Origin of the sequence: Ramlibacter sp. (assembly GCF_050250995.1) — a bacterium.
In the GTDB taxonomy this organism is placed as follows: Bacteria; Pseudomonadota; Gammaproteobacteria; order Burkholderiales; family Burkholderiaceae_C; genus Ramlibacter.
In genome coordinates this window covers 1-21,492 of record NZ_JBFWNP010000072.1, presented here as the reverse complement: position 1 = coordinate 21,492, position 21,492 = coordinate 1, and the positions used below count along the sequence as shown (strand labels likewise).

General features: G+C 71.7%; 24 protein-coding genes. 7 read left to right on the top strand and 17 right to left on the bottom strand.

The window, feature by feature from the left end; translation table 11 throughout:
• Positions 1-121: 121 nt before the first annotated feature.
• On the bottom strand, positions 122-1,477 hold the full coding sequence (locus AB7E83_RS26355) for an MBL fold metallo-hydrolase (RefSeq protein WP_428574162.1): 1,356 nt from the start codon (positions 1,475-1,477) through the stop codon (positions 122-124).
• A gap of 132 nt (positions 1,478-1,609) precedes the next feature.
• Here AB7E83_RS26355 and modA point away from each other — a divergent pair, with 132 nt between their 5' ends.
• The 6 genes from modA to AB7E83_RS26325 all read left to right on the top strand — a co-directional run bounded on the left by modA (position 1,610) and on the right by AB7E83_RS26325 (position 7,583).
• Positions 1,610-2,356, top strand: coding sequence for a molybdate ABC transporter substrate-binding protein (gene modA / locus AB7E83_RS26350; RefSeq protein WP_428574160.1), 747 nt, complete (start codon positions 1,610-1,612; stop codon positions 2,354-2,356).
• 24 nt (positions 2,357-2,380) lie between these two features.
• Positions 2,381-3,064, top strand: coding sequence for a molybdate ABC transporter permease subunit (modB, locus tag AB7E83_RS26345; RefSeq protein WP_428574158.1), 684 nt, complete (start codon positions 2,381-2,383; stop codon positions 3,062-3,064).
• Positions 3,061-4,143, top strand: coding sequence for a molybdenum ABC transporter ATP-binding protein (modC, locus tag AB7E83_RS26340; protein WP_428574156.1), 1,083 nt, complete (start codon positions 3,061-3,063; stop codon positions 4,141-4,143). The genes modB and modC overlap by 4 nt, the downstream gene beginning before the upstream one ends.
• A gap of 71 nt (positions 4,144-4,214) precedes the next feature.
• Positions 4,215-5,234 (top strand): glycerophosphodiester phosphodiesterase, encoded by a 1,020-nt coding sequence (locus tag AB7E83_RS26335; RefSeq protein ID WP_428574154.1) that lies wholly within the window; start codon positions 4,215-4,217, stop codon positions 5,232-5,234.
• A gap of 125 nt (positions 5,235-5,359) precedes the next feature.
• Positions 5,360-7,273, top strand: a complete 1,914-nt coding sequence (locus AB7E83_RS26330) for a hybrid sensor histidine kinase/response regulator (protein WP_428574152.1) — start codon at positions 5,360-5,362, stop codon at positions 7,271-7,273.
• The gene (locus AB7E83_RS26325; RefSeq protein ID WP_428574150.1) at positions 7,266-7,583 is read left to right on the top strand and encodes an Hpt domain-containing protein; all 318 of its coding nucleotides are present in this window, start codon (positions 7,266-7,268) and stop codon (positions 7,581-7,583) included. Before AB7E83_RS26330 ends, AB7E83_RS26325 begins: the two co-directional genes overlap by 8 nt.
• Positions 7,584-7,628: 45 nt before the next feature.
• Here AB7E83_RS26325 and AB7E83_RS26320 read toward each other — a convergent pair whose 3' ends face one another.
• The 15 genes from AB7E83_RS26320 to fliF form a co-directional block, all read right to left on the bottom strand.
• Complete coding sequence (locus AB7E83_RS26320) at positions 7,629-8,249, bottom strand: response regulator (protein WP_428574148.1); 621 nt, start codon at positions 8,247-8,249, stop codon at positions 7,629-7,631.
• Positions 8,246-9,307: a histidine kinase gene (locus AB7E83_RS26315; RefSeq protein WP_428574146.1), complete on the bottom strand. Its 1,062-nt coding sequence runs from the start codon at positions 9,305-9,307 to the stop codon at positions 8,246-8,248. Before AB7E83_RS26315 ends, AB7E83_RS26320 begins: the two co-directional genes overlap by 4 nt.
• An 84-nt stretch (positions 9,308-9,391) precedes the next feature.
• Positions 9,392-10,150, bottom strand: coding sequence for a flagellar biosynthetic protein FliR (fliR, locus tag AB7E83_RS26310; RefSeq protein ID WP_428574144.1), 759 nt, complete (start codon positions 10,148-10,150; stop codon positions 9,392-9,394).
• Between the two features lie 15 nt (positions 10,151-10,165).
• Complete coding sequence (gene fliQ / locus AB7E83_RS26305) at positions 10,166-10,435, bottom strand: flagellar biosynthesis protein FliQ (RefSeq protein WP_428574142.1); 270 nt, start codon at positions 10,433-10,435, stop codon at positions 10,166-10,168.
• A complete protein-coding gene (gene fliP, locus AB7E83_RS26300; protein WP_428574140.1) occupies positions 10,432-11,187 on the bottom strand; it encodes a flagellar type III secretion system pore protein FliP in 756 nt (251 codons plus the stop codon). The genes fliQ and fliP overlap by 4 nt, the downstream gene beginning before the upstream one ends.
• Positions 11,184-11,468 carry a flagellar biosynthetic protein FliO gene (gene fliO / locus AB7E83_RS26295; protein WP_428574138.1) on the bottom strand — a complete coding sequence of 95 codons (285 nt, stop codon included), beginning with the start codon at positions 11,466-11,468 and terminating at the stop codon, positions 11,184-11,186. Before fliO ends, fliP begins: the two co-directional genes overlap by 4 nt.
• 13 nt (positions 11,469-11,481) lie before the next feature.
• The gene (fliN, locus tag AB7E83_RS26290) at positions 11,482-11,916 is read right to left on the bottom strand and encodes a flagellar motor switch protein FliN (RefSeq protein WP_428574136.1); all 435 of its coding nucleotides are present in this window, start codon (positions 11,914-11,916) and stop codon (positions 11,482-11,484) included.
• Positions 11,913-13,013 (bottom strand): flagellar motor switch protein FliM, encoded by a 1,101-nt coding sequence (fliM, locus tag AB7E83_RS26285; protein ID WP_428574134.1) that lies wholly within the window; start codon positions 13,011-13,013, stop codon positions 11,913-11,915. The genes fliN and fliM overlap by 4 nt, the downstream gene beginning before the upstream one ends.
• 15 nt (positions 13,014-13,028) lie before the next feature.
• Positions 13,029-13,568, bottom strand: a complete 540-nt coding sequence (locus tag AB7E83_RS26280) for a flagellar basal body-associated FliL family protein (RefSeq protein WP_428574132.1) — start codon at positions 13,566-13,568, stop codon at positions 13,029-13,031.
• Between the two features lie 110 nt (positions 13,569-13,678).
• Positions 13,679-14,902, bottom strand: a complete 1,224-nt coding sequence (locus tag AB7E83_RS26275) for a flagellar hook-length control protein FliK (protein ID WP_428574130.1) — start codon at positions 14,900-14,902, stop codon at positions 13,679-13,681.
• Complete coding sequence (locus tag AB7E83_RS26270; protein ID WP_428574128.1) at positions 14,899-15,354, bottom strand: flagellar export protein FliJ; 456 nt, start codon at positions 15,352-15,354, stop codon at positions 14,899-14,901. The genes AB7E83_RS26275 and AB7E83_RS26270 overlap by 4 nt, the downstream gene beginning before the upstream one ends.
• Positions 15,355-15,412: 58 nt before the next feature.
• Complete coding sequence (fliI, locus tag AB7E83_RS26265; RefSeq protein ID WP_428574126.1) at positions 15,413-16,864, bottom strand: flagellar protein export ATPase FliI; 1,452 nt, start codon at positions 16,862-16,864, stop codon at positions 15,413-15,415.
• Positions 16,861-17,577: a FliH/SctL family protein gene (locus AB7E83_RS26260; protein WP_428574124.1), complete on the bottom strand. Its 717-nt coding sequence runs from the start codon at positions 17,575-17,577 to the stop codon at positions 16,861-16,863. The genes fliI and AB7E83_RS26260 overlap by 4 nt, the downstream gene beginning before the upstream one ends.
• Positions 17,561-18,580 carry a flagellar motor switch protein FliG gene (fliG, locus tag AB7E83_RS26255; RefSeq protein ID WP_428574122.1) on the bottom strand — a complete coding sequence of 340 codons (1,020 nt, stop codon included), beginning with the start codon at positions 18,578-18,580 and terminating at the stop codon, positions 17,561-17,563. Before fliG ends, AB7E83_RS26260 begins: the two co-directional genes overlap by 17 nt.
• Positions 18,581-18,593: 13 nt before the next feature.
• Entirely contained in the window at positions 18,594-20,324 is a 1,731-nt protein-coding gene (gene fliF / locus AB7E83_RS26250) for a flagellar basal-body MS-ring/collar protein FliF (protein ID WP_428574120.1), read from the bottom strand.
• A 136-nt stretch (positions 20,325-20,460) separates the two neighbouring features.
• On the opposite strand from fliF, the gene fliE reads away from it, so the two are divergent.
• A complete protein-coding gene (gene fliE / locus AB7E83_RS26245) occupies positions 20,461-20,823 on the top strand; it encodes a flagellar hook-basal body complex protein FliE (RefSeq protein WP_428574118.1) in 363 nt (120 codons plus the stop codon).
• 49 nt (positions 20,824-20,872) lie between these two features.
• Here fliE and AB7E83_RS26240 read toward each other — a convergent pair.
• A partial coding sequence (locus AB7E83_RS26240) for an ImmA/IrrE family metallo-endopeptidase (protein ID WP_428574116.1) occupies positions 20,873-21,492 on the bottom strand: 620 nt, incomplete at its 5' end.

The window sequence follows — 21,492 nt, the reverse complement described above, 5'->3', positions numbered from 1 at the left end:
ACGGGGGACATTCGCGGAAGGGGCCGCCCCTGTCCCGGTCCGGGGCGCGCCACCGCATTCAACGCCACAGCTTCAGAATCTGTGGAGAAGGGCGCGGGCTACCCTTCTGCCGCCCACACTCCTAGGCCTTGTACGTCCCGAGGTACTCCGGCACCGTCGCCGGCCAGCGCAGGCCGCGCTCGATGCGCTGACGCATCGCGTCCGCGGCGCCGGGCTCGCCGTGCGTCACGAAGGTGTCCAGCGGCGCATGCGTCATCCCGCGAAGCCAGGCCTCGACCTCCGCCGCATCCGCATGCGCGGAGGCGCACGACAGCTGCGCGACTTCGCAGCGCACGGGGACGTCTTCGCCATGCACGCGAACGCTCGTCGCGCCGGCGGCCAGGGACGCGCCGCGCGTCCCGCCGGCCTGGAAGCCGGCGAGCAGGATCGTGTTGCGCTTGTGCGGCGCGAAGGCCTTGATGTGATGCAGCACGCGGCCGCCCGTGGCCATGCCGCTGCCCGCGATGATGATCATCGGGCCGCGCCGCGCGTTGAGTTCGCGCGATTCGTCCGGGGTGCGCACGTACTCGGCCGCGTGCGGCAGGGCCTCGCACTCCTCCTGCGTGAGGCGCAACTCCCGCGGGTGGCGCACGAAGACCGAGGTGGCCTCCTGCGCCATCGGGCTGTTCAGGTAGACCGGCAGGTGGTGGATCGAGCCGCGTTGCTTGAGCAGCCGGATCATGTGCAGCAGCGCCTGCGCCCGTCCCACCGCGAACGCCGGAACGATCAGCGTGCCGCCGCGGGCCGAGGTGCGGTTGATGACCTCCGCCAGTTGCTCCAGCGGGTCGATGGCCGGATGCAGCCGGTCGCCGTAGGTGGACTCCACGACGACGCGGTCGGCCGCGGCGATCGGGTCCGGCGCGCACATCAGCATGTCGGCCGGCCGCCCGAGGTCGCCGGAAAAAAGCAGCGACGAGATGCCGTTGTCCAGCAGCACCGACGCGGCGCCCGGCATGTGGCCGGCACGGCGCAGGCGGGCCTTCAGGCCGGGGACCGGCTCCCAGGTCTTGCCCCAGGGAACGACTTCGACGCGTGCGAGGCTGCGCACCGCGTCTTCGCGCGTGTACAGCGCAAGCGCCGGCGTGTGCTTGCTCAGCCGGTGCCGGTTGAGGTAGTTCGCTTCTTCCTCCTGCAGCCCGCCGCTGTCCGGCAGCATGATGCGCGCGAGGTCCCGCGTCGCCGACGTGGCATAGGCGACGCCGCGAAAGCCCTGCTTCACCAGCAGCGGCAGATAGCCGCTGTGGTCGATGTGCGCATGCGTGAGGATGACGGCATCGATCTCGGCGGGCTTCACCGGCAGTTCGGCCCAGTTGCGCAGGCGCAGCTGCTTGTAGCCCTGGAACAGGCCGCAGTCCACGAGGACGCGCGCCTTGCCGTGCTGCACGAGGTACTTGGAGCCGGTGACGGTGCCCGTGGCACCCAGGAACTGGATCTGCATGCCGCAGTCTAGGAAGCGGGACGCCGCGCCGTTTGAGGTGGGTCAAGGCTTCGCGATGCGGGCGGCTGCAGAGGCCAGCCGCCGGTGCATCGGTACACTCGCCATGTCCTGTTTCGACCCACGGCGCAAACCATGATCCGGCTCGCGGCTTTCACACTTGCGCTGCTCGCGATGCTGGGTACCGCGCATGCCGGCGAGGTCGCCGTGGCCGTCGCCGCCAACTTCACGGCGCCGATTCGCCGGATCGCGCAGGACTTCGAGGCGGACACGGGGCACAAGGCCGTGCTGGCCTTCGGCTCCACGGGCGCCTTCCACGCGCAGATCCGCAACGGCGCGCCCTTTCACGTGCTGCTGGCGGCCGACGATGCGACGCCGCTGACGCTGGAGCGCGAGGGTGCCGCCGTGGCCGGCTCGCGGTTCACCTATGCGACCGGCAAGCTCGTGCTGTGGAGTTCCCGCGCGGCCTATGTCGACGATCGGGGCGCCGTCCTGCGCACGGGCGCGTGGCAGCGGCTTGCCGTCGCGAACCCGAAGCTCGCGCCCTACGGCGCCGCGGCGGTCGAGACGATGGAAAAGCTCGGCGTCCTGTCCGCCGCCCGGCCGAAGCTGGTGCAGGGCGAGAACATCGCGCAGACCTACCAGTTCGTGGCCTCCGGGAACGCGGAGCTCGGCTTCGTCGCGCTCTCGCAGGTCATTGCGCAGGGGCGCATCGCCCAAGGCTCCGGCTGGATCGTTCCCTCGCACCTGCACTCGCCGATCCGCCAGGATGCCGTGTTGCTCGCGAGCGGACGGGACAACCCCGCCGCCGCCGCGCTGCTCGCCTATCTGAAGGGCGAGAAGGCGAGGGCGGTCATTCGCGGCTTCGGCTACGACCTCTGACCGCCCGGTCACGCCCGTTCGCACATGCCGCTCGACCCCGAAGCGCTCCAGGCCATCCGGCTCACGCTGGCGCTGGCGACGCTCTCGACCGTCGTCCTCCTCGCCATCGCGACGCCGCTCGCGTGGTGGCTGTCGCAGACCGCTTCGCGCTGGCGTGCGCCGGTGAGCGCGCTCGTCACGCTGCCGCTCGTGCTGCCGCCGTCGGTGCTCGGCTTCTACCTGCTCGTGGCCATGGGGCCGCACGGGCCGCTCGGACGGCTCACGCAGTCGCTCGGCTGGGGCGTGCTCTCCTTCACGTTCACCGGCCTGCTCGTCGGTGCGGTGATCTTCTCGCTGCCCTTCGCCGTGCAGCCGATCCAGCATGCGTTCGAGGCGATGGGGCGCCGGCCGATGGAGGTCGCGGCCACGCTGCGCGCGCGCCCGCTCGATGCCTTCGTGACGGTGGCGCTGCCCCTCGCGAGGCCAGGGCTCGTCACGGCGGCCATCCTCGCGTTCGCGCACACCGTCGGCGAGTTCGGCGTCGTGCTCATGATCGGCGGCAACATCCCCGGCAAGACGCGCGTCGTGTCCACGCAGATCTACGGCCACGTCGAGGCGATGGAATACGCGCAGGCCCACTGGCTCGCCGGCGGCATGCTGGTCTTCTCGTTCGTCGTGCTGCTCGCGCTCTCGCTCGCGAAGCGCCGCTTCGGCAGGGTGGTGGGGTGAGCGCCGACCTGCGCGTGCGCGTGCGGCTGGCGCGAGACGAGTTCACGCTCGACGTCGATCTCGCGCTGCCGGCGCACGGCATCTCCGTGCTCTTCGGCCCCTCGGGCAGCGGCAAGACCAGCATCCTGCGCTGCGTCGCGGGACTGGAGCGCTCGGTCGCGGGCCGCATCGAGATCGGTGGCGAGACCTGGCTCGACGATGCGGCGCGCATCGACGTCCCGGCCTGGCGGCGCGAGCTGGGCTACGTCTTCCAGGAAGCGAGCCTGTTCGAGCATCTCGGCGTGCAGGGCAATCTCGAGTACGGATTGAGGCGCGCGGCGAAGCCGGGCGGGCGCGACGCCCTCGAGGCCGCGGTGCGTCTGCTCGGCATCGGTCACCTGCTCGCCCGCGAAGTCTCGACGCTCTCCGGCGGCGAGCGGCAGCGGGTGGCGATCGCGCGCGCGCTGGCGACGCAGCCGCGCCTGCTGCTGCTCGACGAACCCCTGTCCGCGCTCGACCGCGCGCGCCGGCAGGAGGTGCTGCCCTGGCTCGAGAAGATGCGCGACGAGCTGAGCGTGCCCATGCTCTACGTCACGCACTCGGCCGACGAGGCGGCGCGGCTTGGCGATCGGCTCGTCCTGCTCGAGGCGGGCCGCGTGCGGGCCGCGGGCGCGGCCGCCGACCTGCTGGCCGCGATCGACGGGACCGCGGCGCTGGGCGACGACGTCGGCGCGCTCGTCGCGGCGCGCATCGTCGAGCGCGACGAAGCGTGGGGGCTCGTGCGCGCCGAGTTCGACGCGGGCTCGTTCTGGATCGCCGACCACGGCCTGGCGGCCGGCGCGGCGGTGCGCCTGCGCGTTCACGCACGGGACGTGAGCATCCAGCTGGAGGAGCCGACGGGCACGAGCATCCAGAACCACGTGCGGGCCACGGTCGAGGCGATCGCCGACGCGTCGCAGCCCTCGCAGGCCTATGTGCGGCTGGCCTGCGGCCGGCAGCGCCTGGTGGCGCGCGTGACGAAGCGCGCGGTCCATGCGCTGGGCCTGTCGCCGGGCATCGCGGTGTGGGCCGCCGTCAAGGCGGTCGCGGTCGTCGATTGAACGCGAGGGCGCCGCGCCTTCGACGCGCGACCGGATTTGCGCTTATTCTCGAACGACAAAGGAGACATACGATGTACCCACGACGCCGGCTCGCCATCGCGCTTGCTTTCGCCGCCACCTGCACCGCGGCCCTCGCGCAATCGCCTTCCGCCCCGCCGCCGCAGCGCGCCTTCGACCTGCAGGCCCACCGCGGCGCCCGTGCGCTGCTCCCCGAGAACTCCCTGCCCGGTTTCGCCTACGCACTGGGCGTGGGCGTAACGACCCTCGAGACCGACATCGCGATCACGAAGGACAACGTGCTTTTCCTGTCGCACGATCCGCTTCTCAACCCGGACATCACGCGCGGGCCCGACGGGAAGTACCTGGAGCGAAAAGGTCCCGCCATCCGTTCGCTGACCGCGAGCGACATGGCGCGCTACGACGTCGGCCGCATCCGCGAGGGCAGCGCCTATGGGCGCACTTTCGCCAACCAGAAACCGGTGGACGGCACCCGCATCCCCCGGCTGGAGGAACTCTTCGCGCTGGTGAAGTCCGCGAACAACGACCAGGTGCGCTTCGCCATCGAGACGAAGATCACGCCCCATGCGCCCGGCGAAACGGCGTCGCCGGAGGAATACGTCCGCCTGATCCTGGCGGCGGTGCGGGCCGCGGGCATGGAAAGCCGCGTCTCCATCCTCTCCTTCGACTGGCGCACGCTCCAGATCGTGCAGAAGGTGGCGCCGAACATCCCGACGGTCTACCTCACGATGCAGTTGCCGAGCTCCATCGACAACATCGCCGCCGGCAAGCCCGAGGGCTCCGCCTGGACGGCGGGCTTCCAGCTGAAGGACCATGGTTCGGTGCCGAAGATGATCAAGGCCGCCGGCGGCCATACCTGGTCGTGCTTCTGGCGCGACCTCTCGGCCGAGAAGGTGAAGGAAGCGCAGGCGCTCGGCCTGCAGGTGCTCGCCTGGACCGTGAACGACCCGGCGGGCATGCGCCAGATGATGGACTGGGGCGTGGACGGCATCGTCACCGACCGGCCGGACCTGCTGCGCGCGGAAGCCGAGAAGCGCGGGTTCCCGCTGCCGAAGCCGACGCCGGTGAAGTAGGCCGCCGGTCCCGGAGCGCGACGCGCGACCCGCGCCGCGAACAGAGCCACTTTTGCCGCCTTCATCGCGGCTTCGCTCTCCGGCCCCCTGCGTACGCTTGCGTGACACGCAGGAGGGGGTTCACCGTGAGAGGCGCTCTGAGGTCGCTGGTCGAACTGGCGGCGGACTGGTATTGGGAGACCGACGCGTCGCACGCCTTCGCGCTGTGCATCGCGTCGTCCGGCTACGACGGTCATTCCGTGCCGTCGCACGGCACGCGCCCCTGGGAGCTGCCCGGCGCAAAGGCGGGCGAGGCCGGTTGGGACGCGCATCGCAGCTGCATCGCGGAACGCCGCGCGTTCCGCAACCTCGAGATGTCGTACCGCGACGCCACGGGCCGCCGCGTGTACGTGCTCCTGAGCGGCGAGCCCGTGTACACGCGGGCAGGACGATTCCGCGGCTACCGCGGCGTCGCGCGCGACATCACGGCGGAAAAGCGCGCGGAGCAGGCGCTCAACGCGAGCGAGGCCCAGCTCGCCGCGATCATCGATTCGGCGATGGATGCCGTGATCACCGTCAACGCCGCGGGTCTCGTGGTGGTTTTCAACGAGAGCGCGAGCGTCATGCTGCGCTGCACGCGCTCCGACGCCGTGGGCCGCTCGCTCGCGCACTTCGCGCCGCAGGCGCTGGCCTACCTGCAGTGCGCGGATCCCTGGGACGATGGGCGCACCCCTGCCGCCTCGCCGCGCCTCCTGGTGCGCGCGCTGCCGGTCACGGCGCGGCGCGCCAGCGGGGAGTCGTTCGGGGCGGAGGCCACGATCTCGCGCCTGGAGGCGGCCGGGCGCGAACTGTTCTGCATCGTGCTGCGCGACCTGTCGGCCGGCATCGCCGCCGAGGAGGCGCGCCGCACGCTGGAGACGCAACTGCGGCAGTCGCAGAAGATGGAAGCGCTGGGCACGCTCGCGGGCGGCATCGCGCACGACTTCAACAACATCGTCGCCGCGATCCTCGGCAACGCCGCGCTGGCGTCCGCGAACCTGGACGACGCGGCGAGCGTGAAGCGTTTCGTGACGGAGATCGGCAAGGCCGGCCTGCGCGCGCGCGACGTCGTACAGCGCATCATGGCCTTCAGCCGCAAGCAGCCGCCGGTGTTCACCTGCCAGCCGCTGCAGCCGCTGGTGCAGGAGGGCGTGGAGATGCTGCGCGCCACGCTGCCCTCGGGCATCGAAGTCACGGCGCGGCTCGCCGAATCGCCGCTGTACGCCGACGTCGACGCCGCGCAGATCAGCCAGGTCCTCATGAATCTCGGCACGAACGCCTGGCAGGCGCTCGGCAGCCATCCCGGCAACGTGCGGATCGCGCTGGACGCGCGCGGCGCGGAGGCGTGCCTCTCGGTCACGGACAACGGCTGCGGCATGGACGACGCCACGCAGCAGCGCATCTTCGAGCCCTTCTTCACGACCAAGGCAAAGGGCGAAGGGACGGGCCTCGGCCTGCCGGTGGTCCACGGCATCGTGCGCGGCCACGGCGGCCGCATCGAAGTGCGCAGCCGCCGGGGCGCGGGCACCACGTTCGACGTCTACCTGCCGCTTGCCCGCGCGCCAGCGGCCATCGCCTGCACGCCTGCAGCGGGCGCAGCGGCCGTGCCGCGCGCCGTCGCGCCGCCGTGCGAAGGCCGGGGCCGGCATATCGTGTACCTCGACGACTACCCGGCCATGGTCTTCATGATGAAGGCGACGCTCGAAGCCCAGGGCTTTCGCGTGACCGGCTTCGAGGACGCGCACGCGGCGCTCGACTGGCTGCAGACCCATGCGGGCGATGCCGACCTGCTCATCACGGACTACAACATGCCGGGCCGCTCCGGCCTCGAAGTCGCCGCCGACGCGCGGCGCCTGCGGCCGGAACTGCCGGTCGTGCTGGCCTCCGGCTACCTGACGGACGAACTGCGCGAGAGCGCGCGCGCCCTCGGCGTGACGCACCTGTTCGACAAGCCGCGCGGCATCGAGGCGATGTGCAGCCTCGTCGCCGACGTGCTCGGCGAAGGAGGCCGCCATGCATGAAGGCATGATGCGACTGCTCGACGCGCTTCCGGCCGCGTCGCGCGGGCGAATGGTGGCCATCTACCGGCAGTCGCTCGGCGACCAGGCCGCCCGCCTGCGCGACGCCTTCTTCGGCGGTCGGCTGGACGAGGCGACGTCGATCGCGCACAAGATCGCCGGATCGGCCGCGATGATGCAGGACGCGGGCCTGGCCGTGTCGACGCGCAGCCTCGAGCAGTGCCTGCGCGGCGGCCGCTGGGACGAGGCGATGGAGCACTGGCCGGAGGTCGAGGCGCGCACGGCGTCGACGCTGGCGGCGCTGGCGGGTTGAAGCCGGCCAGCGGCATCGTTGGCGCGGATGCCGCGCCGGTCTCCCTCAGGCCTGCATCCGCGCCGCGTACTGCGCCAGCTCGGCCGCCGTGGCCAGCTTCAGCTTTTCCATCAGGCGTGCGCGATAGACCGCCAGGGTCTTCGCGGGCAAGGCGAGTTGCGTCGCGACTTCGGCCAGCGGAAGCCCGGCGCCGAAGGCGCTCAGCAACTGCCGCTCGCGTTGCGAAAGCCGGTCGCCCGCGGGCGCCGCCTGCGCCGTGAGTTGCTCCGCAAGCAGCGCGGCGATCTCCGGCGAGATGAACTTGCGCCCCCGCGCCACGGTCTGGATGGCGTAAGCCAGCACGGTCGTGTCGGCCGACTTGCAGACATAGCCGGACGCGCCGGCGCGCAAGGCCTTCAGCGCATACGGATCCTCGGGGTGCATCGACACCACGAGCGCGCGCGGCGGCGTGGCGCGCGCTCGCATGGCCTCCAGCGCGTCGAGCCCCGAGAGGCCGGGCAGGTTGATGTCGAGCAGCAGCACGTCGCAGGGCACGGTGTCCAGCAGCGGCACGGCTTCCTCCCAGCTCCCGGCCTCGCCCGCGACGACGAAGCCGTGTTCGCGAAGCGCGTCGCGCATGCCGCGGCGGATGAGGCCGTGGTCGTCGACCAGGATCAGGCGCGTCATCGCGCGGCCTCCGGCTGCACCGGCAGCCACATCATGAGCGTCGTGCGCCCCGCGAGGCTGGAGATGTCGAGCGCGCCGCCCGCCGCGCGCGCCCGTTCGGCCAGGCCGAGCAGGCCCAGCGAGCCGGGCTTGCGCAGCGACGATGCGTCGAGTCCGCAGCCATCGTCGCTGACTTCCAGCGACGCGATGCGGCCGCCGTAGTGCAGGTCCACCGTCACGCGGCGCGCGCGCGCGTGCTTGGCGATGTTGGTCAGCGCCTCCTGGCACGTGCGGTAGAAGGCGAGCGCGATCGGCGTTTCGGGCTCGCGCGCGGGCGTGCCGGCCTGGAAGTCGATGTCGATCTCCGGCATGCGCTGGCGGAACTGGCGCACCTGCCACTCGAGCGCGTGCGCGAGCCCGGCGTCGAGCGCGGGCGGGCGAAGATTGTGGAGGATGCGCTGCGTGGCCTCGATCGCCTGAGCGAGCGACGCGCGCGTGCGGCCCAGGCGCTCGGACTGCGGGCCATCGACGTGGCGCGACAGGGCTTCGAGTTCGAAGCGGATCGCCGTCAGCGTGCCGCCCACTTCGTCGTGGACTTCGCGCGCGATCGCGGCGCGCTCTTCGTCGAGCGCGGTCTGCGTGCGTTGCGACAGGTGGCGCAACTGCTCGCGCGAGCGGGCGAGCTGCGCCTGCGCCTCCGCGCTCTCGCGCCGCGCCCGTGCGGCCGAGGTCGCATTGCGCACGGCCATGCCCAGGCGCGCGAGGCGGCCCTTGATGAGGTAGTCGTCGGCGCCACGGCGCATCGCGGCGACGGCGGCGTCCTCGCCGATCACGCCCGAGACGATGATGAAAGGCGGCGGCGCGGGCAGCGCGCGCACCAGCGCCAGCGCGTCCGCGCTCGTGAAGCCCGGCAGGTGGTGGTCGGAGATGACGAGGTCCCAGGCCTCTTCGTTCAGCCGGCGGGCGACGTCGTCGGCGGTCTCGACGCGCACGGCGGTCACGGGCAGCCCCTGCGCCGCCAGCATCGCCAGCAGCACTTCGTAGTCCAGCTCCGAGTCCTCGATGACCAGTACGCGCATGCGTCCTCCTTCAGCCTCTCACCTTAGCGGCGTTCGCGCGAAGGCGAGCGCGGAAAAGCAGCCTGTCCCGCCGCCTGTTCCGCGTCATCGCAGCGGCGCGAGGAACGCACGCAGCCCCTCGTTCAACACCGGCAGGATGTGCGGCACGCCGGCCGCCAGCGCGCCGAGTCCGACCAGCAGCGTGACCGGAAAGCCGATGGAGAACAGGCTCAGCTGGGGCGCGACGCGCGAGACGAAGCCGAGCGCGAGGTTGACGAACAGCATCAGCATCGTGGCCGGCAGCGCCAGCACGAGCGCGAGCCGGAACACCTCCGCGCCGAGCGCATCGAGCCGGACGAGGCGCAGTGCCGCCATCGGATCGCCCGCGATCGGCAGCGTGCGGAAGGTGGCCACGAGGGCGTCGATCAGGGCCAGGTGGCCGTCGAGCGCCACGAACAGCATGAGCGCGAGCGTGTGCAGCCAGCTGCCCACGGGCGACTCGGTGCCGCCGTGCGGATCGAAGAAGCCCGCGAACGAGAAGCCCATCTGCAGGCCGACGAGTTCGCCCGCGATCTCGAACACGGCGAACAGCAGGCGCGCGGCGAAGCCGAGCACGAGGCCGATGAGCACCTGCTGCGCGACCAGCCCGAGGCCGCTCGCGGAGGCGAGCGACAGGCCCGCGGGCACGCCCGCGAACGGCGCGATGGCGAAGCCGATCACCCCCGACGCGGCGACCCGGACGCGCATCGGCACCGAGCGATGCGACAGGATCGGCGCGGCGGTGAACAGCGCGAGCACGCGCAGGAAGGGCAGCAGGAAGCCGGCCAGCCACGCGTCGAGCTGCACCTGGCTGAAGGTGACCATGGGCGGCCCGCGCCTTCAGCCCACGGCGGCCGGGATCGACGAGATCACCTGGCGCAGCCAGTCGACGAGCGTCGACATCATCCACGGCCCGGCCACGCCCAGCGCGGTGAGCACGGCGAGCAGCTTTGGCAGGAACGACAGCGTCGCTTCGTTGATCTGCGTGACGGCCTGGAACAGGCTCACGGCCAGGCCGGTGACGAGCGCAACCCCCAGCACGGGCGCGCACAGCATCACGAGCATCTCGATAGCCATGCGGCCGAAGGCGAGCACGGACTCGGGCGTCACGACGCGCCTCCGAAACTCGCGACGAGCGAGCCGATCAGCAGGTTCCAGCCGTCGGCGAGCACGAACAGCATCAGCTTGAACGGCAGCGCCACCAGCACCGGCGACAGCATCATCATGCCCATGGACATCAGCACGCTCGCCACGATGAGGTCGATGACGATGAAGGGGATGAACACCATGAAGCCGATCTGGAACGCGGTCTTCAGCTCCGACGCGATGAAGGCGGGCACCAGGATTCGCATCGGCGCCTGCGCGGCGGCGCCGTTCTCCGGCAGGCCGGCGATGCGGTTGAACAGCGCGAGGTCGCCCGCGCGCGTCTGCTTGAGCATGAAGGCGCGCAGCGGCTCGCTGCCGCGCGCGACCGCGTCCTCGAACTGCATGCGCTGCTCGCTGTAGGGCTTGTAGGCTTCGGCGTAGATGCGGTCGAGCGTCGGCGACATCACGAAGAAGGTGAGGAAGAGCGACAGGCCCACGAGCACCTGGTTGGGCGGCGTGGACTGCAGGCCGAGCGCCTGGCGCAGCAGGCTCAGCACGATGATGAGCCGCGTGAAGCTCGTCATGAGCAGCAGCACGGCCGGCAGGAACGAAAGCGCCGCGAAGATCAGCAGCGTCTGGATCGGCACCGAGTACGTGGTGGTGTTGCCCGCGGTCTGCGCGGTGAAGCCGAGCGGCGTGGACTGCGCGATCGCGGCGCCCGCGCCGAGCAGGGCGATCGCGCACGCGAGGCCCGGAACGAGGCGTCGCGCGTTCATGGCAGCCTCGCGGGCGCCGGGGCGCTGGCGGATGCTTCGCCGAGCAGCGTCACCTGCTGCGGCGTCACGCCGAGAATCAGCGTGCGGCCCTCGATGCGGACCATCACCACGCGCTCGCGCGTGCCGAGCGCGACCTGGCCCGCGATCTCGATCGGGCGCATCGCGCCGCCGGGGCGGAAGTTCTGCAGGCGCTTCACGGCCCACAGCACGGCGGGAATGAGCGCCACCACCAGCAGGAGCATGAGGAAGGAGGAGGCCGCCGAGGCGGTGGACGAACCCATCGCGATGCTGCCCTCAGCGGTTCAGCCGGCGCATGCGCTCGGACGGCGTGACGATGTCGGTGAGGCGGATGCCGAATTTCTCGTTGACGACCACCACCTCGCCCTGGGCGATGAGGAAGCCGTTCACGAGCACGTCCATCGGCTCGCCGGCGAGCGCGTCGAGCTCGATCACCGAGCCCTGCGCCAGTTGCAGGATCTGCTTGATCGGGATGCGCGTGCGCCCGAGCTCCACCGTGAGCTGCACGGGGATGTCGAGCACGAGGTCGATGTCGTCGCGGCGCGCGCCGGGGCCGCCCGCGTCGAGGCGGGGAAACAGGGCGGACGCCGCGGGCTGCGCGGGCAGGCCGCCGCCTTCGGACTCGGCCTGCGCGAGCGCGGCCTCCCAGTCGTCGGCAAGCGCGTCGGGCGCGGCGGCGGCCGGCATGTCGGCGGCGGCGAGGGTGTTCATGGCGTGAGGCTCCGGGAGACAGGGGCGGGAACGGAAGCGGAGAGGGAGGCGGACGCAGAGGCGGACACGGATGCGGAGGCGGCGGAAGGCGCGGCTGCGGCCGTGCTCGCCGCAGCCGCGGACTGGGTCAGGAATTCGCGGATGCGCAGGCCGTAGCGGGCGCCGAGCGTGCCGTAGTCGCACTCGAACACGGGCACGCTGTCCACCTTCACGGTGAGCGTCGGCGCGCGGTCGAGTTCGATGAAGTCGCCCGTCTTGAGCGCGACGAGTTCGCGCACGGTGGCCTGGCTGTAGGCGAGTTCGGCGGCGAGTTCGACGGTCGCGGACTGGACCTGCTGCGTGAGCAGATGGAGCCAGCGGCTGTCGGGCGCGGCCGTGTTGCCGGGCGGCGGCGAGTGCAGGACGTCGCGGATCGGCTCGAAGGTCGAATAGGGAATGCACAGGTGCAGCGCGCCGCCCGATTCGCCGAACAGGACGTTGAAGGTCGCGGCGATCGTCATCTCCGCGGGCGTCGCGACGCTGGCGAAGCGCGGATGGACCTCGGAGCGCGCCAGTTCGAGCTCGACCGGATGAATGGGCGCCCACGACCGCGTGTACGCGGCGCAGATCACGGCCACGAAGCGCGCGATGATGCGCTGCTCCGTGGCCGAGAACTCGCGCGCCTGCGGGTTCGCGGCCTTGCCGCCCTTGCCGGCCGCCCCGCCGAAAAGTGCGTCGACGATGGCGAAGACGAGGGCGGGCTCGAGGATCAGCAGGCCCGCGCCGCGCAGGGGCCGCACGTGCATGACGTTGATGCTCGTCGGCGCCGTCACGCTGCCGATGAAGTCGCCGAACTTCTGCACCTTCACGGGCGCCGCCGCGACGTCGGCGTGCCGCCGCATGAAGCCGAAGATGCCTTCGCCGAGATTGCGCACGAAGTGCTCGTGGACGCTGTCGAGCGCGGGCATGCGGCCGCGCACGATCCGTTCCTGGCTCGAGAGGTCGTAGGCGCGCACGCCCGAGGCGTCGGGCGCGGCCGCGGAGCCGGGCGACGCGGGCTCGCCGCCCGCGCGGTCCACCAGCGCGTCGACTTCTTCCTGCGAGAGGGATTGCGTCACCGTCCGTCCCTCGGTCTACTGGACGATGAATTGCGAGAAGAGCACGCCGCGGATGGGGCCGGCGTTCGCGCTCGCGCCGGATGCGCCGGATGCGCCGGATGCGGCGGCGGCGGGCACGGCCGCGCCGATGGCGCGCGCCACCCGCTCGCGGATCTGGTCGGCCAGCTGCTGCTTGCCGTCCACGCTCAGCAACTGCTCGATCTGCTTGGAGGAGATCAGCAGCAGGATGTCGTTGCGCACGGCGGGCAGGCGGTCCTTGATCTGCACTTCGATCGCCGGGTCGTCGTGCTCGATCGTCACGCCGATCTGCGCGAAGCGTTCGCCGCGCGCGTCCTGGAGGTTGACGGTGAAGGGCTCGAGCGTGGTGAAGACCGACTTGCGCGGCTTCTTCTCCTCCACTTTCGCTTCGGCATGGGCCGCGCCGCGGCCCATGAGGAACCACGCGCTCACGCCGCCGACGGCGCCGGAGACGGCCACGGCGGCGAGGACGATGACCAGCTTGGAGGTCGAGAGTTTCTTCGCCGGGGCGGGGGCTGCTGCTGCTGCTGCGGACATGGGAGGGGCTCCTGGATGCCTTGCATTGTGGGCAGCGGCGCGCGCGGCGAAAGGCGCGATAAGCGCGGGGAAAACGCGGCTCATTCGCCGCGGCTTCCCCGGCCTTTGCCTCAGGCGTAGAGGTCGAGCATGCCGCGACCGGCGCCCGGCGATGCGGCGCGCGCGACGGCGCCGGCCGAGCCCGGATCGGTGGCGCCGTCCTCCTGGCCGCCGCCCTGTCGATGGGCATGGCTCGCCGAAGCCTGGGCCGCCCGCTGCTGCGCGTGTCCGTCGTGCGCGTGAGCCCCCGCGCCGATGCCGGCGTCGCCGAGGGAGAGGCCGCCTTCGGCCAGCATCTCGCGCAAGGCCGGCAGCGCCTGCGCGATGCCGGCGCGCGTGGTCTCGCTCGCGGCGGCGAAGCTCATGTCCGCGCGCCCCTCGCTCAGCGCGAGCTCGATGCGGATCGGGCCGAGTTCCGCCGGGTTCAGGCGCAGCTCGGCCGTTTGCACGCCGCCCGCGACGAGCAGGCGCACCTCGCTCGCGAGCTCGCCGGGGAAGGCGGCGTCGAGGGGGTGTGCGAAGAGCGCGGCGCGGTGAGCGGGCGCGGCCGGCGTCGCCGATGCGTCCGGGAGCGCGTTCGCGTTCGCGACCGCGGCGGCGTGCGGCAGCGAAGGGCCGTGCGCGGCGCCCGGGTGCAGGGCCGAGGCGGCTGCTTCGCTCGACTCCGGCCCGCGACCCGTCGTTCCTGCTTCGCGTGCGGCGGCGAAATCGTTGCCGGCGACGCTCGGCGCCGAAGGCCGGGCCGTGTTCGTGTCGGCATCCTGTGCGATGCCCGGGTGTCCGTCGGGGCCCGGCGCAATGCGGGGCCGCGTGCTCGTCTGCGGGCGATCGGCCGGGCCCGAAGTGGACGCCGCCGCCACGCCGCTGCATTCGCCGCCCGTGGACGCTGCATCTTGCGGGAGCGTGGACGCCGTGCCGCCCGATCCGCCGGCGGGGACGCTCGCCAGCGCGAGCAGTTGCGCCGGGGACAAGGGCGACGCCACCGTCGGCGGTACTCCCGGCGCGGTGCCTGCCGCGGTCGCAGCCGCGGCGGGCTCCGCGGCAATCGGGATCGCGCTTGCTTCCATCGGGATGCATGTCGGCGCATCCTCGGCCGCCAGCGCGTCGGGAGAGGTGGACGGCGCATCGACCGCGAGCGCTTCGCCGAGGCCCTGCAGCAACGCGCCGAACGTGTCCCCCGGCTCGGCCACGCCGGCGTCCGCGTTCGCGTCCCCCGTGGCAGCGCCTGCCGCGCTCGCGGTGTTCGAAGCGGAATGGGTCATGCGAGCCAGGAGGCTCGCGGATGTCGTCATCATGAGGAATGCTCCCTGCGTGCGCGCTGCAAGGCGCGGGCGGCGAATTCGTCGGCTTCGCGCTGCGCGCCGCGGGCGAGGCGCAGGTCGCGCTGCGCCTCGCGCCGCCGCTGCAGCGTCTGCAGCGCGAGGAGCGCCTGCTGGCATTGCAGCAGGCGCGCGTGCTGCGCCGCGGTCTCGCGCGCGCGCATCGACAAGTCGTCCTTCTGGATCGCCAAGGCTTCGTCGAGTTTCGCGATGAACCGCTGGCGGCTCGCGAGCGCATCGCCGCTCACGGACGCGCCCGTTGCGGCCGGCGAGCGCGCCAGGTACTGGACGCGGTAATTGCACAGTTGCTCGCCGCGTTCGGCCGCGGCGGCTTCGCGCCTCTGCGTCTGCGCAAGCGCCTGGGCTTCGCGGTCGCGCGCGGCCACGGCGCGCTCGATGAGCAGTGGCAGGGTGCGGTCAAGGCTCATCGGACTTCCCTCCGCGCTGCGCGCTGCGGGGCCATGAGCCTTGGGGCGGCCCGGCGGCTCATGCGATCTCCGCCTCGGCAACCAGCGCCGCCAGCGCCGCACGGCTTGCCGCCAGCGGCGCGCCCTCGCGCATGTCCTGCTGCAGGAAGGCCGCGATGCGCGGGTAGAGACGCACCGCGAGGTCGGTCTGCGGATCGGACCCGGGCACGTAGGCGCCCACGGCGATCAGGTCGCGATTGCGCTGGTAGCGCGCATACAGCGCCTTCAGCGCGCGGGCGAAGCGCAGGTCGTCGTCGCCCGACACGTTGTGCATCACGCGCGAGATCGACTGCTCGATGTCGATGGCGGGGTAGTGCCCCTGCTCGGCGATGGCGCGCGACAGCACGATGTGGCCGTCGAGGATCGCGCGCGCGTTGTCGGCGATGGGGTCCTGCTGGTCGTCGCCTTCCGTCAGCACCGTGTAGAACGCGGTGATCGAGCCGCAGCCGTGCAGGCCGTTGCCCGTGCGCTCCACGAGCTGCGGCAGCCGCGCGAAGACCGAGGGCGGATAGCCCTTCGTCGCGGGCGGCTCGCCGAGCGTGAGCGCCATCTCGCGGTGCGCCATCGCGTAGCGCGTGAGCGAGTCCATGAGCAGCAGCACGTTCTTGCCGCGATCGCGGAAATGCTCGGCGAGCGATGTCGCGTAGGCCGCGCCCTGCATGCGCATGAGCGGCGGCAGGTCGGCGGGCGCGGCCACGACGACGGCGCGCGCGAGGCCTTCCTCGCCGAGGATGTCCTCGACGAATTCCTTCACCTCGCGGCCACGCTCGCCGACGAGCCCGACCACGGTCACGTCGGCCTGCGTGTAGCGCGCCATCATGCCCATGAGCACGCTCTTGCCGACGCCCGAGCCGGCGAAGAGGCCGAGCCGCTGTCCGCGTCCCACGGTCAGCATGGCGTTGATCGCGCGCACGCCGACGTCGAGCGGCTCGCGCACGGGTTCGCGGTCCATCGCGTTGATCGGCGGGCGCACGAGCGGCTCGCTGCGCGTGCCTCGGAGCGGGCCGTGTCCATCGAGCGGCGCGCCCGAGGGGTCCACCACGCGGCCGAGCAGCGCGTCGCCCATCGGCAGGCGGCGCAGGTGCGCGATGCGGCCGTCGGCGGCCGGCGCGACGCCGCGATAGTGCAAGCCCTCGAACGGATAGCGCAGCGGCTCGACGAGCGCACCGGGCGAGAGGCCTTGGATGTCGCCGGTGGGCATGAGGTGCAGGTGACCCCGTGCGAACCCGACGACCTCGGCCTCGGTGCTGTTGTGGCCGTCGTGGACGCGGCACACGCTGCCGAGCGGCAGGCGCAGGCCGGTCGCCTCCATGACGAGGCCCGAGACGCGGACGAGGCGGCCGGACACGGCGAGCGGCACGTCGTGCGCCAGCAACGCGCCATGCGCGCGCACGTGGGCGGCGAGGCGCGAGGCGGCGCCCGCGGGCGCGGTCGACGCGGCGTTGGATGGCGAGTGCAGGTCCACGTTCACGGCAACGGCTCTTCGTCGCGCCCGAGGGTCGCCATGACCGCCTGCCAGCGGGTCTCGAAGCCCGCCTCGGCGACGCCGGTGTCGGCTTCGGCGCGGCAGCCGTCGGGCGGCAGTGCGGGGTCGGCGACGATGCGGCAACCGGCCTCGCCTTCGAGCGGCGCCTGCAGCACGGCCGCGGCGTCCGGGTGCAGGAAGAGCTCGACCTGCGACGCGTTCTCGCCGAGCGCGCGCAGCGCCTCGCACGCGGCGGGCAGCAGCGCGTGCGCGCCCTGCCGCAGCTCGCGGCGCAGCACCTGGCGCGCGATGTCGATGGCGAGCGAGACGAGGTCGCTCGCCACCTGCGATTCGAGCGCCGCCATCTCCGCGCGGAACGCGCCCAGCACTTCCCGCATCTGCACGGCCGCGTCGGCCGCGGTGCGGGACCGGAAGTCCTCCAGCGCCTGCGATCCCTCGCTGTAGCCCTGGTTCAAGCCGAGCCGCGCGCCCTGGTCGAAGCCGCGGCGACGGCCGAGCGCGTAGGCGGCGCGGGCCGTCTCGTTCGACAGGTCGCGCGCGGTGAGGCGGCGGCTCGGCTCGCTCGGGGCGCCCGGCAGTTCGGTGAGGTCGAAGGGGGCCACGCCGCGCAGCGACTCGGCGGCGATGATGCGGCTGGACGCCGGGGCGCTCGCGGCGGGGGGCGACGCGATCGCCGCCGCTTCAAACGAAGTCCGCATCGCCTCCCCCTGCGATCGTCAGCTCGCCTTCGTCGGCCAGCCGCCGCGCGACCTTCAGCACTTCCTTCTGCTGCGCCTCCACTTCCGACAGTCGCACGGGTCCGCGCGACTCGAGGTCCTCGCGCAGCGTCTCGGCCGCGCGCGAGCTCATGTTCGCGAAGACGTGTTCGCGCATCTCGGGCTCCGCGCCCTTGAGCGCAACGACGAGCTGCTCGCCGCCCACGTCGCGCAGCAGGCGCTGCATGCCCTTGTTGTCGAGCTTCAGCAGGTCGGCGAAGGTGAACATCTGCTCCTCGATCTTCGTGGCGAGGTCCGCGTCCGCCTCGCGCACGGCTTCGAGCACGCCGGCTTCGCTGCCGCCGCCCATCACGTTGAGGATCTCCGCCGCCGCCTTCGCGCCGCCCAGCGCCGTCTTGCGCGTGCGCGCGCCGCCGGCCATGGCCCGCGCAAGCACCTCGTCGAGTTCCTTAAGCGCGTTCGGGTCGATGGTCTCCAGCGTGGCGATGCGAAGCACGACGTCGTGGCGCACGCTCTCGTCGAGCGAGGCGAGCACGCGGCCCGCCTGGTCGCGCTCCAGATGCACCAGCACGGTCGCCACGATCTGCGGATGCTCGGCACGGACGATGTCGGCGATGGTTTCGGCATCCATCCAACGCAGGCTCTCGATGCCGGTCGGCTCGCGCTCGTGCACGATGCGCTCGAGCAGCATGCCGGCCTTGTCGTCGCCGAGCGCGAGCTTGAGCACGTTGCTCACGTAGGCGCCGGTGTCGCCGACGAGCGAACGCTGCGAGTCCACGGCCCCCGAGAAGCGCGCGAGCACGTCGTCGAACTGCTCGTCGCCCACCGAGGTGAGGCCGGCCATGCGTTCGCCGAGGCGCTCGACTTCGCGCGGCGACAGGTGCTTGAGCACTTGCGCGGCACAGTCTTCGCCGAGCGCGAGCAACAGGATCGCGCCGGCTTCGATGCCGGCATCCGCGGCGGGTGTGGATGTGGCTGTGGCCATCGTTCCATTCCTCCTAGGCGGGGGCCTTGGCCCAGGTGCGCACGACGTTCGCGACCGTCGCCGGGTCCTGCTGCGCAAGCTGGCGGATGCCTTCGAGCTGCGAGTCACGCGACTGCACGCGAGGCGCCGGTTGCGCATCGGCGAATCCCGTCGGACCGGGCAAGCCGGCGGGCATGGCTTCCACCGTCGTTGTCGTCGACACCGGATCCGGCAGGGGGATGGCGTCGTGGACGCGGGTCTCGAGCAGGCGCGGCTCGCCCCCCGTCGTCGCGCGCGCCGCCTTCATCGCGGGGCGCACGAGGCCGAGAACGACGATCAGCGCCATCATCGGCAGCGCGAGCCAGGGGCCGACGCTGCGCACGATCTCCAGCACCTCGGGCTGCTTCCACAGCGGCAGCTCCGATGCCTTGGGCAAGGCGGTGGCGGAGAACGCGGCGTTCACGACCTGCACCGAATCGCCGCGGTCCTTGCTGAAGCCGATGGCCTCGCGCACCAGCGCGTTGATCTGCTCCATCTGCTGCGCGGGCAGCGCCTGCGGCTTGCCGCCGGCCGCGCCGAGGTGATTGACGATGACGGCGGCGCTCAGGCGCTTCACGATGCCGGTCGCGTTGCGCACGACCTTCACGGTCTTGTCCACTTCGTAGTTGGTGATGGCGTCGCGCTTCACGCCGCCGCCCCCGCCGACGGCCGTGGCCGCGATGGCCTGCGGCGCGCCGTTCACGGGCGACGTCGGCGTGGCGGGCGGCTGGTTCGCCAGCGCGCCCGGCACGCCGCCCACGCCCGCCGCGCCGCCGTTGCCATTGCCCGGCGCCTCGGAGAGCTGCTGGCTGCGCACCGATGCGGGCGAGCTGCCCTGGTTGGGCCCGTACTGCTCCGCGGTCGATTCGCTCGTCGTGAAGTCCATGTCGGCGGTGATCTGCGCCTTCACGTTGCCCGGGCCCACGATGGGTTCGAGGATATGGATGATGCGCTGCGCGAGCGACTGCTCGGTCTGGCGCAGGTAGTGCAGCTGCGGCGCGTCGAGGCCGTTGGGCGCGGACTCGCCGGGCGCCTGCGACAGGAGCGTTCCGGTCTGGTCGACCACGCTCACCGCGCGGGGCTGCAGCTCGGGCACGCTCGAGGCCACGAGGTGGACGATGCCGGCCACCTGGCCCCGGTCGAGCGTGCGCCCGGCGTGGAGTTGCAGCAGCACCGAGGCCGAGGGCTTTTGCTGCTCGCGCATGAAGGCGGTCTGCGGCGGCAGCGCGAGGTGGACCCGCGCGGACTCCACGGCCGCGAGCGCCATGATCGAGCGCGCGAGTTCGCCTTCGAGCCCGCGCTGGAAGTTGAGGCGTTCCTGGAACTGCGTGGTGCCGAACTTCTGGTTCTCCACCAGTTCGAAGCCGACGGTGCCGCCGCGCGGCAGTCCTTGCGAGGCGAGCTTGAGCCTGACGTCGTGGACCTTGTCCGCGGGCACGAGGATGGCCGCGCCGCCTTCGCTGTACTTGTGCGGAACGTTCAGCTGCGCGAGCGCGGCGATGATCGCGCCGCCGTCCTTGTCGCTCACGCTGGCGTACAGGATGCGCCACTGCGGCTCGCGGCTCGCGGCGAGGCCGTACCAGATCAGGCCCGTGAGCATCGCGATCGCAACGCCGAGCGCGACGAGGCTGCGCGTGGGCAGCTGCAGGAGCCGGCCGAAAGGCGCGGGGAGGGGCAGCGGAGCGGTCGGGGGCGCGCTGACGGCGAGCGGTGCGGCGGCGGGCATTGGATGGTCCATGGGGCGTGCGAGGTCGACCCCCGGATTCTTGGCCCGATGCGCGCCGCGCCGTGCGCGGATATGCGGGCGAATTCGCGCGCTATTCGCGCGGCTGGCCGAGGCGCATGCGTCCTAGAGTGCTGGCATGGCGATCACTCCCGTCACCTCCGGCCTCCCGGCCTCGCTGGCCGATGCCCTGAAGCGCAACGCCGCGGCGCAGTCGAAGGCGGCTTCCCTGCCGCTGGGTGGCGGGGCGTCCATCGGGTCGATCGGGTCGCCCTCGGCGCCGTCCTTCGCCGCCGCATTCGACGCCGCGCTGCGCAACGTGAGCGCCTCGCAGGCGCAGGCGGCGTCGCTGGCCGAAGGGTTCCAGTCGGACCCGTCAAGCGTGAGCCTCGAGCAGGCGATGGTGGCGATGCAGAAGTCGCAGATCGGCTTCCAGTCCGCGCTCCACGTGAGGAACCGGCTGGTGTCGGCCTATAGCGACATCATGAACATGCAGGTGTGAAGAGGTTGCCACCGGAACCAGCAGTCGGCGGTCCTGTGAACCATGCGGATCATTGCTCCGCGCTCGTCCCGGCTATCCACTCTGCTGTCAAGTCTCTCTGGAGGCGCCGATATTCCGCTCGTGAGATGGATCTCTTGTTGACCAGTATGTTGAGGATCACACGTGGACTGACCTTGAAGTGGCTCGCCGCTGCCTCTATATCATCAAGCTCCGGGCGCTCGGCGTCGATATAGGACCGCAAGCCTTCAAACGGGCACAGGAACGCTTGCGCGAATGCACGCTGAAAACGCTGCCTGTACGTTCGCGTCTCTGTCATCGGTCCCATTTTTTCGCCGGGGTATCTGACGGCGTCGCCCAATGCGCGAGCAAGCTCGAAGCGCCGGGCGTTCGGGCGTCTCGAGTGAAACATCACCTTGTCCTGAGCTCCAGTTTCGCGCAAGCGCAGTCCGTACGGCCTCGTTGACCTACTAGCATTCAACGTGTCGAATGCGCGACTGGTGAGCCCAAGCATGGCGAACAACTGTTTGCTGGGAAGCGGACCATTGCCTAAGCCGTAGTTCCCTCGCATTTCCTCTGCGATCGATTCTGCCTCGGGCCACGCCAGTTCGAAGTTGGCTGCAACGTGATGCGGAATGAAATGCGAGACGACGTCTGCAAAATTACAAGAGA

What these genes read in the sequence shown, in the direction of transcription:
- AB7E83_RS26355 (WP_428574162.1), bottom strand. Translation starts at nt 1,477, where the DNA reads ATGCAGATCCAGTTCCTGGGTGCCACGGGCACCGTCACCGGCTCCAAG.
- modA (WP_428574160.1), top strand. Translation starts at nt 1,610, where the DNA reads ATGATCCGGCTCGCGGCTTTCACACTTGCGCTGCTCGCGATGCTGGGT.
- modB (WP_428574158.1), top strand. Translation starts at nt 2,381, where the DNA reads ATGCCGCTCGACCCCGAAGCGCTCCAGGCCATCCGGCTCACGCTGGCG.
- AB7E83_RS26335 (WP_428574154.1), top strand. Translation starts at nt 4,215, where the DNA reads ATGTACCCACGACGCCGGCTCGCCATCGCGCTTGCTTTCGCCGCCACC.
- AB7E83_RS26325 (WP_428574150.1), top strand. Translation starts at nt 7,266, where the DNA reads ATGCATGAAGGCATGATGCGACTGCTCGACGCGCTTCCGGCCGCGTCG.
- AB7E83_RS26320 (WP_428574148.1), bottom strand. Translation starts at nt 8,249, where the DNA reads ATGACGCGCCTGATCCTGGTCGACGACCACGGCCTCATCCGCCGCGGC.
- AB7E83_RS26315 (WP_428574146.1), bottom strand. Translation starts at nt 9,307, where the DNA reads ATGCGCGTACTGGTCATCGAGGACTCGGAGCTGGACTACGAAGTGCTG.
- fliR (WP_428574144.1), bottom strand. Translation starts at nt 10,150, where the DNA reads ATGGTCACCTTCAGCCAGGTGCAGCTCGACGCGTGGCTGGCCGGCTTC.
- fliP (WP_428574140.1), bottom strand. Translation starts at nt 11,187, where the DNA reads ATGAACGCGCGACGCCTCGTTCCGGGCCTCGCGTGCGCGATCGCCCTG.
- fliO (WP_428574138.1), bottom strand. Translation starts at nt 11,468, where the DNA reads ATGGGTTCGTCCACCGCCTCGGCGGCCTCCTCCTTCCTCATGCTCCTG.
- fliN (WP_428574136.1), bottom strand. Translation starts at nt 11,916, where the DNA reads ATGAACACCCTCGCCGCCGCCGACATGCCGGCCGCCGCCGCGCCCGAC.
- AB7E83_RS26280 (WP_428574132.1), bottom strand. Translation starts at nt 13,568, where the DNA reads ATGTCCGCAGCAGCAGCAGCAGCCCCCGCCCCGGCGAAGAAACTCTCG.
- AB7E83_RS26275 (WP_428574130.1), bottom strand. Translation starts at nt 14,902, where the DNA reads ATGATGACGACATCCGCGAGCCTCCTGGCTCGCATGACCCATTCCGCT.
- AB7E83_RS26270 (WP_428574128.1), bottom strand. Translation starts at nt 15,354, where the DNA reads ATGAGCCTTGACCGCACCCTGCCACTGCTCATCGAGCGCGCCGTGGCC.
- AB7E83_RS26260 (WP_428574124.1), bottom strand. Translation starts at nt 17,577, where the DNA reads ATGCGGACTTCGTTTGAAGCGGCGGCGATCGCGTCGCCCCCCGCCGCG.
- fliG (WP_428574122.1), bottom strand. Translation starts at nt 18,580, where the DNA reads ATGGCCACAGCCACATCCACACCCGCCGCGGATGCCGGCATCGAAGCC.
- fliF (WP_428574120.1), bottom strand. Translation starts at nt 20,324, where the DNA reads ATGCCCGCCGCCGCACCGCTCGCCGTCAGCGCGCCCCCGACCGCTCCG.
- fliE (WP_428574118.1), top strand. Translation starts at nt 20,461, where the DNA reads ATGGCGATCACTCCCGTCACCTCCGGCCTCCCGGCCTCGCTGGCCGAT.